Origin of the sequence: Lacibacter cauensis, from assembly GCF_007830055.1 — a bacterium.
GTDB classification, from domain to species: domain Bacteria; phylum Bacteroidota; class Bacteroidia; order Chitinophagales; family Chitinophagaceae; genus Lacibacter; species Lacibacter cauensis.
In genome coordinates, this window is sequence record NZ_VLLE01000003.1 from 824,272 (window position 1) to 838,958 (window position 14,687).

At 41.9% G+C, this 14,687-nt stretch carries 13 protein-coding genes; 4 read left to right on the top strand and 9 right to left on the bottom strand.

Features of this window, described 5'->3' with window-relative positions; genetic code table 11:
- Positions 1 to 5: 5 nt before the first annotated feature.
- A complete protein-coding gene (locus IQ13_RS08800; protein ID WP_144885978.1) occupies positions 6 to 1,349 on the bottom strand; it encodes a dihydroorotase in 1,344 nt (447 codons plus the stop codon).
- A gap of 30 nt (positions 1,350 to 1,379) precedes the next feature.
- On the opposite strand from IQ13_RS08800, the gene IQ13_RS08805 reads away from it, so the two are divergent.
- Positions 1,380 to 3,095: a capsule assembly Wzi family protein gene (locus tag IQ13_RS08805; protein WP_144885979.1), complete on the top strand. Its 1,716-nt coding sequence runs from the start codon at positions 1,380 to 1,382 to the stop codon at positions 3,093 to 3,095.
- 141 nt (positions 3,096 to 3,236) lie between these two features.
- On the opposite strand, the gene porT is transcribed toward IQ13_RS08805, so the two are convergent.
- Positions 3,237 to 3,974, bottom strand: a complete 738-nt coding sequence (gene porT, locus IQ13_RS08810) for a type IX secretion/gliding motility protein PorT/SprT (RefSeq protein ID WP_445352032.1) — start codon at positions 3,972 to 3,974, stop codon at positions 3,237 to 3,239.
- Positions 3,923 to 4,669 carry a bifunctional demethylmenaquinone methyltransferase/2-methoxy-6-polyprenyl-1,4-benzoquinol methylase UbiE gene (gene ubiE / locus IQ13_RS08815; RefSeq protein ID WP_144885981.1) on the bottom strand — a complete coding sequence of 249 codons (747 nt, stop codon included), beginning with the start codon at positions 4,667 to 4,669 and terminating at the stop codon, positions 3,923 to 3,925. Before ubiE ends, porT begins: the two co-directional genes overlap by 52 nt.
- A gap of 119 nt (positions 4,670 to 4,788) precedes the next feature.
- Here ubiE and yihA point away from each other — a divergent pair, with 119 nt between their 5' ends.
- Positions 4,789 to 5,433: a ribosome biogenesis GTP-binding protein YihA/YsxC gene (gene yihA, locus IQ13_RS08820; protein WP_144885982.1), complete on the top strand. Its 645-nt coding sequence runs from the start codon at positions 4,789 to 4,791 to the stop codon at positions 5,431 to 5,433.
- A gap of 86 nt (positions 5,434 to 5,519) precedes the next feature.
- Here the strand turns inward: yihA and IQ13_RS08825 are convergent, their stop codons facing one another.
- Positions 5,520 to 6,218: a response regulator transcription factor gene (locus IQ13_RS08825; protein ID WP_144885983.1), complete on the bottom strand. Its 699-nt coding sequence runs from the start codon at positions 6,216 to 6,218 to the stop codon at positions 5,520 to 5,522.
- 150 nt (positions 6,219 to 6,368) lie between these two features.
- Between IQ13_RS08825 and IQ13_RS08830 the strand changes: the two genes are divergently transcribed.
- Positions 6,369 to 6,740, top strand: coding sequence for a co-chaperone GroES (locus IQ13_RS08830; protein WP_144885984.1), 372 nt, complete (start codon positions 6,369 to 6,371; stop codon positions 6,738 to 6,740).
- A gap of 49 nt (positions 6,741 to 6,789) precedes the next feature.
- Here IQ13_RS08830 and IQ13_RS08835 read toward each other — a convergent pair whose 3' ends face one another.
- Entirely contained in the window at positions 6,790 to 7,188 is a 399-nt protein-coding gene (locus tag IQ13_RS08835; RefSeq protein ID WP_144885985.1) for a hypothetical protein, read from the bottom strand.
- A 274-nt stretch (positions 7,189 to 7,462) separates the two neighbouring features.
- On the opposite strand from IQ13_RS08835, the gene IQ13_RS08840 reads away from it, so the two are divergent.
- The gene (locus IQ13_RS08840) at positions 7,463 to 9,040 is read left to right on the top strand and encodes a helicase HerA-like domain-containing protein (RefSeq protein WP_144885986.1); all 1,578 of its coding nucleotides are present in this window, start codon (positions 7,463 to 7,465) and stop codon (positions 9,038 to 9,040) included.
- A gap of 304 nt (positions 9,041 to 9,344) precedes the next feature.
- Here IQ13_RS08840 and IQ13_RS08845 read toward each other — a convergent pair whose 3' ends face one another.
- From IQ13_RS08845 to IQ13_RS08860, 4 genes are all read right to left on the bottom strand, one after another.
- Positions 9,345 to 10,007, bottom strand: a complete 663-nt coding sequence (locus IQ13_RS08845; RefSeq protein ID WP_144885987.1) for a hypothetical protein — start codon at positions 10,005 to 10,007, stop codon at positions 9,345 to 9,347.
- A gap of 12 nt (positions 10,008 to 10,019) precedes the next feature.
- Entirely contained in the window at positions 10,020 to 11,924 is a 1,905-nt protein-coding gene (locus tag IQ13_RS08850) for a RecQ family ATP-dependent DNA helicase (protein WP_144885988.1), read from the bottom strand.
- 40 nt (positions 11,925 to 11,964) lie between these two features.
- Complete coding sequence (locus tag IQ13_RS08855; RefSeq protein WP_144885989.1) at positions 11,965 to 12,318, bottom strand: four helix bundle protein; 354 nt, start codon at positions 12,316 to 12,318, stop codon at positions 11,965 to 11,967.
- 115 nt (positions 12,319 to 12,433) lie between these two features.
- Positions 12,434 to 14,677 carry a heavy metal translocating P-type ATPase gene (locus IQ13_RS08860; RefSeq protein WP_144885990.1) on the bottom strand — a complete coding sequence of 748 codons (2,244 nt, stop codon included), beginning with the start codon at positions 14,675 to 14,677 and terminating at the stop codon, positions 12,434 to 12,436.
- Positions 14,678 to 14,687: the final 10 nt, after the last annotated feature.

The window sequence follows — 14,687 nt, forward strand, 5'->3', positions numbered from 1 at the left end:
ATGGTTTAGTTCCGGTCGAATAATAAGCGTTGTCCTCTATGAGATTCATTGATCACTCCATTTTCATAAACTAAATGTCCGCTTACGAAAGTATGCGAAATAGCCGCCGGGAATGTAAAGCCCTCAAGTGGACTCCAGCCGCACTTGTAAAGTATGTTTTCTTTTGTAACAGTGTACGGTTTGTTTACATCAACCAACACCAGGTCGGCATAGTAACCTTCACGCACATAACCACGCTCTTTTATCTGGAAACAATCGGCCACTGCATGGCTCATTTTTTCGGCAATCTTTTCCAGCGAAATTCTTCCTTCTTTGGCATAATGGAGCATCAGTAACAGCGGATGTTGCACCAATGGTAAACCCGCATGTGTTTGTTCGTAACCACCTTGTTTTTCTGCCCATGTATGCGGTGCATGATCAGTTGCAATGACATCAATCCGGTTATCGAGTAATGCTTTCCACAACGCTTCTTTATTTTCTTTTGCTTTAATGGCGGGGTTGCATTTAATCTGGTAACCGAGTGTTGCATAATCATCGGCTGTAAAATGTAAATGATGTACGCACACTTCGCTGGTAATACGCTTTTCTTTCAGCGGCATCATATTTCCGAATAAATCCAGTTCTTTGGCTGTTGTAATATGGAGGATGTGTAAACGTGTGTTGTATTGCCTTGCAATTTGTATAGCCATCAGGCTCGATTCGTAACAGGCATCTACATTGCGGATAACCGGATGATCGGCAGGAGAAAGTTCTCCTTTTTCGGCTTTCAGCTTTTCGTAGTTTTCTTTAATAATGCTTTCGCTTTCGCAATGGGTGGCTATCAGCATTTCACTTTCACGAAATACTTTATCCAGTGTATTGTAATTATCCACCAGCATATTACCTGTACTGGCACCCATGAATATTTTAATACCGCAGATTTTATCTTTATGCAGATTGGCTTTCAGCGTATCATCGGCACTGACATTACTCGTTCCCATAAAAAACGAATAGTTGGCCAGCGATGTGTTGGCGGCAATCGTGTATTTATCTTCCAGCAATTCGAGGTTTAATGCGTTGGGTACGGTGTTGGGCATTTCCATAAATGATGTAACACCACCTGCCACTGCAGCTTTCGCCTCTGTATAAATATTGGCTTTATGCGTTAAACCGGGTTCACGAAAATGCACCTGGTCGTCAATTACACCGGGAAACAAATGTTTGCCCTCGGCATTAATTTCTGTTACAGCAGTATCGGTGCCGATGTTGGGAGCAATCTTTTCAATACGTCCGTTCTTAACCAATACATCTGTTGCAGTAATGGTTCCTTCATTTACCAGCAAACAATTTTTGAGGAGATAGTTTTGCATAACTTATTTTTACGAATAAAATATAACCGCATGCAATTTAGCAAATGCAGTCTATGGTTCGCTCTTCTTACGCTTCCCTTTTTTGCAGCTGCACAAAGCACCTACCTGCCGCAGCAATCGAAACACCAGCATTTCATCGACCGCCTGGAGTTGAAAACAGGTACTGTCAGTAACCTCAACTTCACCACCACGAAACCGTACGATCGTAAATATGCCGTACAATGGCTGGGGGCCAAGGCCGATTCCATGCTGGCGCTGAAGCCTTTGTTTTTTAACCAGGATACTGCTTTGCGGTTGAGTAAGGTAGATGAATACAATCTCCGCAGCCTGTACCTCAACAACCAGGAATGGGTAAAAGGCGACCGCAGTGTGTTTAACAGTAAGAAACCTTTTCTGAAAAATTTTTATAAAACACCCGCCAGTTTGATTGAAAAGTATGGTGATGATTTTTTTGTTGCCGTAAACCCCATCATCAGCTATCGTCAATCGGTCGAGCTGAATAATACCAGTCAGAATTTATTTATTAACCAGCGAGGTTTAACGGTACGTGGCGGTATTGATAACCGTGTTGGCTTTAATGCAATGGTGATGGATGTACAGGAAAGAGGGCCGTTGTTTGTACAGCAATGGATTGATAGTGTGGATGCGGTACCCGGTGCCAACTTCTATAAAAAATTTAAGCAAACCGGTGTTGATTATTTTGATGCACGTGGTTCGTTTACGTTTAATGCGGCGAAGTATATCAACTTTCAAATTGGATACGACCGCAATTTTATCGGTAATGGTTACCGTAGTTTAATGTTGAGTGAGTTTGCAGGTAACCAGCTGTTTGTAAAACTCAATACCCGCATCTGGAAATTTAATTACCAGAATCTTTTTATGGAGTTGCATACAAAAGGAAAGAATAACAACAACAACGACCTGGTGCCAAAGAAGTATGCAGCCATGCACCACTTAAGTATGAATGTGTTGCCCTGGTTAAATGTGGGTGTGTTTGAAGGCGTGGTATTTGGACGGAAGGATAAGTTTGAATTCGGGTATATGAACCCGCTTATCTTTTACCGCACCATTGAAGGAAACTTAGGCAGCAGCGACAATGCATTGGTAGGTGCTGATTTTAAAGCAAACCTGGCCAAGCGTGTGCAATTGTACGGTCAGTTAATTATTGATGAATTCAATTTTAAAGAACTCCGTAAGGATCGCAGCTGGTGGGGTAACAAAACAGGTACACAGTTAGGGTTGAAGTATATTGATGTTGCCAATGTAAACAACCTGGATCTGCAGGTGGAATGGAACAGTGTGCGTCCGTTCACCTACTCGCATTTCGATTCGGTATCGAGCTACACGCATTACAATCAACCATTGGCGCATCCGTTAGGAGCGAACTTTAGTGAGGTGATTGCTATTCTGCGTTACCAGCCAACTGGCAAGCTTAACTTAACCGGCAAACTTATTTACTGGAAACAAGGATTGGATAGTGCCAGTGGCCGCAACTCCGGCAGCGATATTTTTCGGTTGAATAACGATGGCCGTACAAGCAATTATGGATATAGCCTGGCCAATGGTGTGAAGAGTACCGGCATTAATGCCTTGTTCCTTGCCAGTTACGAACTGTATGAAAATATTTTTATTGATGCTAACCTGCTGTTCCGCCGTTTTACCAAAGGCACAGCTGCTGCACAAAACACAACCATGCTCGGCTTGGGTGTGCGGATGAATTTGTGGTACAGGGAGTATGATTATTGATGATAGATTCGCAGATGACGCCGATTGAAAAGATGAGCGCTGATTTTTTCTGCTAATGAATCTGAATTACAAGTCGGTCAAATGATTTGAAATAATCAGTGAGTATCAGCAATGCTCAGTGTCATCTGCGTTTCTATTGCCTTATCCTTCCAAATGAATACTAAACACCAGCATTCTTGCCTGCATTCTGTCAATTACATTCGAGTAGATGAGATTTTTATCCCGGCTGTGTACGCTGTTAAAGCTGTTGCTGAATTTTATTTCGGGACTGAAGATGAACGTTGGAAAATAAAAATGGAACCCAAGACCCAGCTCATAGCCCAAGGCTGATTTGTTGAGCTTCACTAAGTCTTCTGCACGACGTGCCTGGCTGTTGCTAGCCAAATCGTATTCGTATTTACCACCGCCCAGCATGTACACACGAAAATTATCAATACGATCACTGCTGAATTTTAATTGCAAGGGCAGGCTGATGTAAATGCTTTCCACATTTTTTTGTTGCCAGTTCGGATCGCCGGTTAACGGTTGATTAATGTAATAATTGATGCCTCTTGTTGCAAAGATCAACTGCGGATTTGTTCTTGCTTCCAGGTGATTCACCAAACGAAGTGTACCCAGCAAACCTAAACCAAAACCACCTTTACCGATGGACGCAACACTTGCAACGCTGTCGTCCTGTAAAAATTTCGGGGCATGATCCATATGAAAATAAGCCGTGTTACCGCTCAATGTAATACCAAAGTAATAGGGCTTCATTTCATGGTTCGGCAAATTAATTTCCCGTTGAGCAAATGAACTGATGCAAATAAACAGAAACAGGGTAACGATTATTTGTCGCCGCAATAAATACTGCATATGCCGAGCGTAAGAGGTTTGCATGAAGTGTTTGTAAATCCGGTTTTGTTCAATACAGCAACAAAGTTTTTTCCTTCCGGAAAAGCCTGTATGCTGTTGTTAAGATATTGATAGGCTTTTTTGTTTTTACTTAAAACGCCGGCAACCTGTGGAGCCACCAAACGCATGTACAGGTTATATGCCTGCTGTACACCAGGTAGTTTGGGTTTCGAAAATTCCAGCACCACTAATCGTCCACCGGGCTTTAACACCCTGTAAATTTCACTGATTCCCTTTTCCAGGTTTTCGAAATTGCGTACCCCAAATGCCACAGTTACAGCATCAAACGTGTTATCGGGAAAGTTTATTGTTTCGCTGTCGCCGCTTTTCAGTTCAATCACCGTTTCTAAACCCTTGGCTTTCACTTTTACCCTTCCGCCCTGCAACATACCTTCACTAATATCGATACCGATAATTTTTTCCGGCTGCAGTTGTTTGGCCGCCATAATAGCTACATCGCCGGTACCTGTTGCCACATCCAGCATCAGCTTCGGATGGAGTGGGGCCAGTTTGGCCAATGCCTTTTTACGCCAGCTTACATCAATACCGGCCGAAAGAAAACGGTTGAGGAAATCGTAACGGGGCGCAATGTCATCGAACATTTCAGCCACTTGTTTTTTCTTGCTCTCGGCCGAGGCTGCATCGGGTACTACCTTGTCGTGTGAATATTGTTCTGCCATGGGCCGCAAAGGTAAGGCAAAGCTGTAAGGAGTAAGGTAGAAGGTGGAAGGAAAAGCCGCTGCTTATACCCTAAACCTTCAACCCTTAACCTTTAACCATTTACAACTATCTTGCAGTCGTGAACATTCATGCAGCAACATATCTCATCAGCAGTCCGTCGGTAGAGCAGTGCCCCAAGCCCGATAAGGCCGAATATGCCTTCATCGGCCGCAGTAATGTGGGCAAATCATCGCTCATTAACATGATCTGCAACAACCAGAAGCTGGCCAAAACCAGTGCGTCACCGGGCAAAACACAAATGATCAATCATTTTGTAATTGAAAGCCTGGATGAGAAAAGCAACAAAAAAACAGCCTGGTACCTGGTCGATCTGCCGGGGTATGGGTATGCGAAAGTGGCGCAGGGCAAGCGGAAACAATGGATCAAAATGATTGAGAACTACATCCGCAAACGGGAAAACCTGGTGAATCTGTTTGTACTTATCGACAGCCGACACAAACCACAGGAAATCGATTTGGACTTCATCAATCAACTGGGCGAGTGGGAAATACCATTCACAATTGTGTTTACCAAAGCCGATAAGAGCACACAAAAAGAAGTGGCGGCCATGGTAAAAACATTTTTAACCGCATTGGGTAAAACCTGGCAGTTTCTGCCGCAGAGTTTTGTAAGCTCGGCTGTAAAGTACAGGGGAAGAAAAGAAATACTCGGCTTTATTGAACAGTGCAACAAAGATTACTACAATCCAAAGCAGGAAGAATAATAGGAAGAAGCTTAAATGAAAAATGAGAAATGAAGAAGTGTATACTTCTTCATTTCTCATTCGATATTTTTCATTTTTAATTATCCTTACTCCGATACTACCAGACGGAAACCGTTACCGTGGATGTTAACAATTTCCACTTTCGGATCATCTTTCAGGTATTTACGCAGCTTGGCAATATAAACATCCATACTGCGGCCGTTGAAATAGGTATCGCTGCCCCAAATACGTTTCAACGCTGTTTCTCTTGGTAACAGATCATTCTTGTATTCGCAAAGCATACGTAACAGTTCGCTTTCTTTAGGCGAAAGGGTATGCGTTTTTCCTTCAATCGTCAGTTCACGCAACTTGGGGTTGAAATGGTAAATTCCCAAGTCGAATTCTTTATTTTCGGTTTCCTGTTTCGTTTCTTCGTTACGTTTTAAAATGGCTTTGATTTTCATCAGCAACACTTCACTGTCGAAGGGTTTGGTAATGTAATCGTCAGCACCCAGTTTATAACCGGTTAAAATGTCGTCCTTCATGGTTTTTGCACTCAGGAAAAACAAAGGAACATCGGGGTCTATATCACGAATTTCTTCAGCCAGTGTAAAACCATCCACGTGCGGCATCATTACATCCAGCAGGCAGATATCGAATTTTTCCCGTTGAAACGCAGCCAAACCGAGGCGGCCATCACGCTCCAGCACCACATCAAAATCGTTCAGTTCTAAATAATTCTTCAGCACATTTCCAAAGCTGGTATCATCTTCCACCAACAATACTTTTGATTTTACTTCTTCCATCGTATAAAATTTAATGTCAAATAAAGTTAAAGCTTTTGGTACTTACCTCATTTGATGCGCAATTTTTTGTTAAAGAAAGCTCGTTTTTGGCAGTATGAGAAGGTATAAAAAATTGCACGGTACTTATTTTTGCACTTTAACTGAAAAGCTATGCGTATTACAGCAGATAACCGTTTTAAAAAGTTAATCGTAATTGGCGATCGTGTTTTAATTAAGCCCGGCACTCCCGATCAACGAACTGCAAGTGGATTGTATTTGCCTCCCGGGGTGCAGGAAAAAGAAAAAGTGCAGCAGGGGTTTGTTATAAAAACAGGCCCGGGTTATGCCATACCTATGCCGGTAGAAGATGAACCGTGGAAAAGTGATGAAGACCAGGTGAAGTATGTACCGCTGCAGGCGAAGGAAGGTGATCTTGCCATTTTTTTATTAAGCGGAGCTACCGAGGTAATGTACGAAGGCGATAAGTATTTTATTGTTCCGCAGAGTGCTATTTTGATGCTTGAGCGGGAAGAAGAGTTATAAAAAAGCATCCTGTGAAAACAGGATGCTTTTTTATGTAAGCGAACCAGAATTAATTTACACGGTCCATGTACCATGTTCCGCTCCCCGAAACATTGGAACCCGAACCCCAGGTGCCATCGGTTAATTTACCGGTGTTGCTGAAGTTAGCCTGAATACTGAAAGTAGAACCACCATTTTGGTACGTATAGGTTGCTTTAAATACGTTACCAGTCATTGTCCATGTACCAACCGCTTTGCTTGAAGTTGAAATTTTACTACCATCGGCGATTGTTAATACACCACCTGGTTCAATCAGCATTGAATATCCGCTTGCAGGAGTAGCAGATCCGCTGCCATACTTTCCAACCCAATAGCCTTCGATGGAATAAACAGGATCTTTTTCTTTTTTGCACGATGCAAATACGAACAGAAGCGATAAAACGGTAAATGCTGTAACTAGCTTTTTCATTTGGTTTAGTTTAAGGTTTAATGATAACTGATGAATGAGGCACAAAACTATTTTACTAAACGAAGGCGAACAATACCACTTTGAGGGAGCTACCGCAAAGTGGTAGCTAAAAAAAACGCTGCATAAACATGCAGCGGTTACAATAAAGTATGAGAAAAATTGCTTGACGCAGTAAAAGTAATTTCGTTTGTTGCTGTTGTCAATACAACAAACAGGTAACTTTATACGGCAACAAAAGAAAAGCAGCATACACGAATCATCTAATAACTTCATAATGGCAGACGCACAACAATTTACTACCGCAGTACAACAGGGTTATACATTCAAAGGCGAATGGTTTCGCTTAGGAACAGCAATGCTCGATCAACAGGTGTTGAAAGGAACCGATGTATTGTTGCCGTTGAAAACAATGAACCGTCATGGTTTAATTGCAGGGGCTACCGGTACCGGTAAAACAAAAACCTTACAAGTAATTGCCGAAGGATTGAGTGATGCCAGTGTGCCGGTTGTGTTGATGGATATTAAAGGCGATCTGAGTGGTATTGCAGCAGCAGGTGCAAGTAATGCAAAAATTGAAGAGCGTTTGCAGTTGATGGGCGGCGAATTCAAACCCACTGCATTTCCGGTGGAGTTAATGACGCTGAGCGACGACAAAAAAGGAGTTCGCCTGCGGGCCACCGTTAGTGAGTTTGGCCCAATACTCTTATCGAAAATTTTAGCATTGAATGATACGCAGCAGGGTATAGTTGCCATGATTTTTAAATTCTGCGACGATAATAAAATGCCCTTGCTCGATTTGAAAGATTTTATCAAAGTAATTCAATACATCAGCGATGAAGGAAAGGCAACCATTGAAAAAGACTACGGCAAAATTTCTACTTCATCTACGGGAACCATTTTGCGTAAGGTAGTAGAGCTGCAACAGCAGGGTGCCGATGCATTTTTTGGTGAACCAAGTTTTGAAGTAGATGATCTTATGCGAATAGGTGATGATGGCCGTGGCATGATCAGCATTTTGCGTGTAATGGAACTGCAGGACAGGCCCAAACTCTTCTCTACATTTATGTTGAGTTTATTGGCTGAACTGTATGCTACATTGCCCGAAGAAGGCGATATGGATAAACCCAAGCTGGTATTGTTTATTGATGAAGCGCATCTGGTTTTCCAGGAAGCCAATGAAGCTTTGTTGCAACAGATTGAAACAGTGATTAAACTCATCCGTTCGAAAGGCGTTGGTATTTTCTTCTGTACACAAAATCCGCAGGATGTACCAGCCAGTGTATTATCGCAATTGGGTTTAAAGGTGCAGCATGCGTTACGTGCATTTACAGCAGCCGATCGCAAAGTAATTAAACAGGCCGCAGAAAATTATCCGGAAACAGAATACTACGATGTAGATGAGCTGCTCACACAATTAGGTATTGGTGAAGCCTTTGTTACATTGCTGAATGAAAAAGGTATTCCCACACCGTTGGTGCACACCATGTTGATGCCGCCACGTAGTCGCATGGATGTGTTGAGTGATGCGGAAGTAGATGAGCTGACAGGTAAAAGTAAACTGGTACGCAAGTATGCCGAAACAATTGATCATGAAAGTGCGCATGAAATAATTACAGCTAAACTGGAAGAAGCTGCCGCCAAAACAAAAGCAGCTGAAGAAGCAGAAGAGCAGGCGAAAGAAGAAGCAAAAGAAGAAAAGAAACGGCCTGCTAAAAAAGAAGAAAGCTTTTTTGATAACCCAACAGTAAAACAGGTTGGTCGTACAGCTGCAACTATTATAACACGCAGCTTATTGGGTGCATTAGGTTTGGGCGGAAGAACAACCAAGCGTAAGAAGACGGGTTGGTTTTGATGATCGTTATTGTCATCCCGAAGAATGAGGGATCTGACCAGCTTTGTGCAAGTGTTGAATGTATCGATATCTCCCGCATTGGGAAAATAGCTTAGTTCGAGTGCTGGCGCAAGATTTGTGAGCAGGCTTGTGTGCGGCTATCTTGTGCCTGAATATAGTACTGCAAACAGTTTAATTTTCAGGCACAGGAAGCAAAAGCACAAATCCTTCGCCTCATTCCTGCGCCAGATTTCCGAATGTTAAAGATTAAATACTTGGACTATATGGGGGATGGTTTTAAAAAATTATTTGAGAGTAGTTGAAGCTAATGTTTATAACTAAAAAGCAGGTATCTGTTTTTAATTTCTTCAGCTCCTCCCGGAATTATTATTTCTAATTTATTTTCAGTGTGAAGAGATGATACTATTTTGTAAATATCTTCAACGAAGTCTCCAATCCATGGCAGACCAATGATTGTTGTATTATCAATCGATTTATTTTCATTTTGACCATCCCATTTTACGGAAGGTATTTTAATAAATGGATTAGTATATGCACCTCTTAATGTAAAGTGATGTGTTAAAGAGGGCTTTTTGCTATTCTTATTGGAAAGGCTGTAATCATGAGCAAATGCATTTCTAAGTGCATAGATTGCATCAATTTCTTGGTCACTAAGCTTTGTGTTTAGTTTTAAACAACGTTGAATAGGGCTCAAATCTGTTAAGTTCGGATCCTTTTTGGCTTTGTAGCACTTCCCTAACTGATCAAGGATTACTAAATAACAAATGGAGCCTAACCAATTGCTTGAAAGAGTGTTATTATTTTTGTCAGGATTTTCTCCTGTTTCAATATTTCTCCCCGTAGCTTGTCTAGCGTCACGAAGTGCAGCTACCAAAGAAGAAAATACAATCGTATCATCATCATAAGGCTCAATCAAGTTTAAATGAAATGATATAATTTCTTCATTTGATAGGTTTTTAAAATTCATAAAAAATTATTTTTATTTGATTTTCAACAATCCCTCCTCATTCAACACAATCTTCTCTTCCGCTACCAAGTAATCAATCACCTTCCATACCCGTTCTTTTTGTTTGCTTCCAAGTCGACTGATGAATTCTTTTACGACAATGCCTTTTTCAGTAGCAGCATGTAAAATCTGTTGCTGTAGTTGTGTAAACTCAGCAGGAGAGAGTTCGTTTCCTTTTTTCCATAAGCATACATCGCACACGCCGCAATCGGTACTATGTTCATCACCAAAATACAAGCCAATGGTTTTGCTGCGACAATGGCTGTTGTCGGTTGTGTAGCGGATCATCTGCTGCACTCTTGCTTCAAACTGTTGTTTGCGGTTGGCGATATTTGTTGGGTTAATAAACAATTGTTCAACAGGTACACGGCTTTGTAAAAACTGCAGTTGCGGTTTTTCTTTTTGTGGCGTGTATTGCAGAATGCCGAAACGATGCAGTTGTATTAATGCTTGCTGTATAAATGCCAGATCGGTTTTGAGCACTTTTACCAATTGCTTTTCCGAAATAATACATTCCATATCGAAGATACCACCATAGGTACGTAACAATCCTTTGATGATGGGTTCCAGTTGCGGATGCTGTGCTTCAAATTCTTCTAATGTTTGCCTGCTGCTGGTAAATACTACTCTTGAAGGGAGAAAGATCTGTTCGGCATAACTGATCCAGCCTTCCTGTTCCAATGTTTTCAACGCATACACAGCAGTATGACTGTTGAGCTGAAATGTTTTGATGAAATCCTGCAGATCGAATTCCAACCATTGTCCTTCGCCGCTGCCAGAGGGTAATTGTAGATAGTTTACCAGGCAGCGATAAATCTGTTTCACATCTTCCACCGAAGGAAAACGAATGGCCGATAAATCCTTCAACTCTGCAATATCTTTTGCATCGTATAACAAAACAGCATATGCTTTTTGTCCATCACGGCCTGCACGCCCGGCTTCCTGGTAATAGTTTTCCAAACAGTCGGGCATGTCGTGATGGATCACCACACGTACATCGGGTTTATCAATGCCCATGCCGAATGCATTGGTACAAACCATTACTCTTGTTTCGTTGCGCAACCATGCTTCCTGCCGTTTGCTGCGTTCATCGTTCGATAAACCTGCATGGTAATAATCGGCAGTAATCTGTTGCAGCTGTAACAGCTGTGCTACTTCCTGCGTACGTTTCCGGCTCTTGCAATAAACAATAGCACAGCCCTGCACATTCTGCAATACCTGTACAACTTTATTGATGCGGCTCTCCACTTCAAACACACTGAACGAAACATTCGGTCGCAGGAAAGAGCCTTTGTAAATATGATGCTTGCGGAATTGTAATTGTTTGCAGATATCATTCTGCACCAATGGCGTGGCAGAAGCAGTAACAGCCAACACAGGAACACCGGGAAGTTCTTTCCGAAACGCAGCAATCTTTAGATACGAAGGACGAAAATCATAACCCCATTGCGAAATACAATGCGCTTCATCTACAGCAATCAACTGAATGTTCATACCCGGCAGATATTCTAAAAACAAATTTGTTTCTAAACGTTCGGGTGATACGTACAAAAATTTCAATTTGTCGTTCACCGCCATCTGTAATATATCTTTTACCTGCGGAAACGGCATGCCTGTGTAAATAGCTGCGGCACGAATGTCTTTCCGGTGCAGCGCTTCTACCTGATCTTTCATTAATGCAATCAATGGCGAAACCACAATACACAAACCCTCTTTTGCTAAAGCGGGCACCTGGTAACAAATACTTTTACCTCCACCCGTTGGTAGCAGAGCCAGGGTATCATGCCCTTCCAGTACAGAAGTAATGATTTGCTCCTGCATCGGACGGAAAGAAGAGTAGCCCCAATATTGGTGAAGTATGTCGTGAACTTTTTGCATGTACATGTTTAGCCGTGAGGCGTGAATCGTCAGTCGTCAGTCAGGCTCCGATCATCTTCGACAGCATTTGAAAGCAGCGGATGATGTGTGAGCCAAGCTCCTGTAATTGTTCGTTTGTTGTGTAATTTAATTCAACTGCAATATCAAATGCTGTATCTACTTCAACAAGTGAACCTCTTGCAATTTCGTAAAATCTTTTTCTTTCAGCCAGTGATTTTCTGGATGCGCCTTCGGCAATATTCAGATGAACAGACAATGCTGCCCTTCTGATCTGTTGAATTATTGCAAACTTTTCATCAGAAGGAAAGTTATTTGTTTCCTTATAGCAAAGCAGTGTAAAAGTGCGTGATACTTTAAACAGATCGAGGTTGGTGTGCGATAGGTTGAGAAACATATTTTTAATACAAACTAAACATTTTCGAAAGAAAATGAAAGTCCTGTAAAATATAGCAGGTAACCTGAAAAAATCAGGGTCTCACTCACGACTACCGATTCACGACTCACGCTTATTACACGACTCTTTTCACAAACAACCTTACACTGTTAATCGCCAGTACCACATCACTCATACCCATGACCAATGCACCAAAGGTGGGCGTTAATAAACCAAACGCAGCAACAGGTATGGCAATGATGTTGTAGAAAAACGCCCAGAATAAATTTTGCTTGATGGTTAAGAAGGTATGTTTACCCAAGCCTAATGATAAGGGCAGATTTTTTAATCCGTGATTCATCAACACCACATCGGCCGTTTGCATCGCTACCTGCGAAGCTTCGCTCAATGAAATGCCAATGGTTGCTTTTGCTAATGCAGGCGCATCGTTAATACCATCGCCAACCATTGCCGTAGGTGTAGCTTTATTTAAACGTTCAACTACTTCCAGTTTTTGTTCGGGTGTTTGTTCGGCAATCACTTCATCAATACCCAGCTCTTTTGCAATGGCTTCACTCTTTATTTTGCGGTCGCCACTCAGCAAAATGGTTTTAATGTTTTTGCTTTTCAGGTATTGTACAATTGTTTTTGCTTCGGGTCGTAATTCATCTTTTACATCAACCCAGCCAACTAATTCTCCATTGCGTAATACATATACATTGTGACTTTCATCTGTTGTTTGTACAGCAGCTGCTTTATAGGAACCGGCGATCCATTCCACACCATCTTTGGTAACGGCTTTCATACCCAAACCTTTGATCTCTTCAATAGAAGCCCAGCGTTCATCTTTATTCGTTTTCCATTCGGTTGCTATACAAACAGCGATCGGGTGATTGGAATATTTTTCAAGCGAATAAACAATGCGCTGGAATTCGTCATTGTCAATGTTGAATGGTGAATGGTGAATGGAAGATCCTGCTGTTGAAATATTACTTTCTTTCGGTAGAGTATTATTTTGAACCTGACTATTGACCATTGACCATTCACCATTCACAGTTGTTTCTTGTCCATTCACAATCTTCCAATCGGCCAATGTAAATCTTCCTGTTGTAAGCGTTCCTGTTTTATCGAACACAACCTGTGTAATGTTCTTAAAAAGCTCCAGGCTTTTTGCATTACGGAACAGTACGCCATTTTTTGCAGCACGACCCAAACCCACGGCAATAGCTGCAGGTGTAGCCAAGCCCATGGCACAGGGACAGGCAATTACCAATACCGCAATGCTGCGCATGAGTGCAGGTGTAAATTCTTTTAAGATGATCCAGTTGGCAGCTAATGTTACAACGGCAATACCTAATACAATCGGTATAAATACAGCGCTGATTTTATCAGCCAATTGTTGCACCGGTGGTTTTTCGCCCTGCGCCTGTTTTACTAAGTTGACGATGTTTGCGAGTACAGAATCTTTTGCAGTTGCTGTTACCTGCGCTTTAACAGTGCCATCCACCAATAAGCTTCCGCCAATCAGTTGATCTTTCTGTTTTTTTGTTAAGGGTAAACTTTCACCTGTAATAATTGCTTCGTTAACCGTTGCTTCACCCCAGAGTATTTTACAATCGGCCGGTATCTGTTCACCGCTTTTAATAAGGATGAGATCGCCTACATGCAACACGGTATTCTCAACAGGAAAAATCTGTTCCTGATGCTGATCATCAAAGGCGATCATGTTGGCCATTACCTTCTGGCTTTTTGCCAAACTGTTTAGTGCACGTTGTGTTTGTTCAACCGATGCATCTTCTAAATAATTACCCAAGAACACCAGTGTAATAATGGTAGCAGCTGTTTCATAAAACATGTATTCTTCTGCCTGTCCGGTTAATGTGCCGTATAAACTGTATACGAATGCAGCAGTAGCACCAACAGCTACCAATACATTCATATTCGGTAAACCGTTGCGGATGCTTTTCCATGCACTGCGGCCAAAATAACTCATACCAATTACATACACCGGTAAACACAAACCCAGTTGTACCCACGGATTCATGAGCCAATGAATGTGTACCCATTTTTCAATCATATGCAGCATCAGCACCAATGTAAATGGCGCACAAATCAAAACATAACGGAGAAAGCGGTTCATCTTTTTCTTCTCTTCCGGTTTAGCCACAACGCCGTTACGTTCGGCTACGGTATAGCCCAAGGACTCCAATCCTTTTTCGAGTTTATCCTGATCGGTTGTTTCTGTAAAATCAAATAATACTTCGCCGCTGGCGGGATTGGCTTTAACGTTTTTCAAGCCTTCTTTTTCGAGGTATTTGCTGATGGTGAGGGCACAATTTGCACAGGTCATTCCATCAACTTTCCAGTTCATTGTTTCCATACTGCAAAGT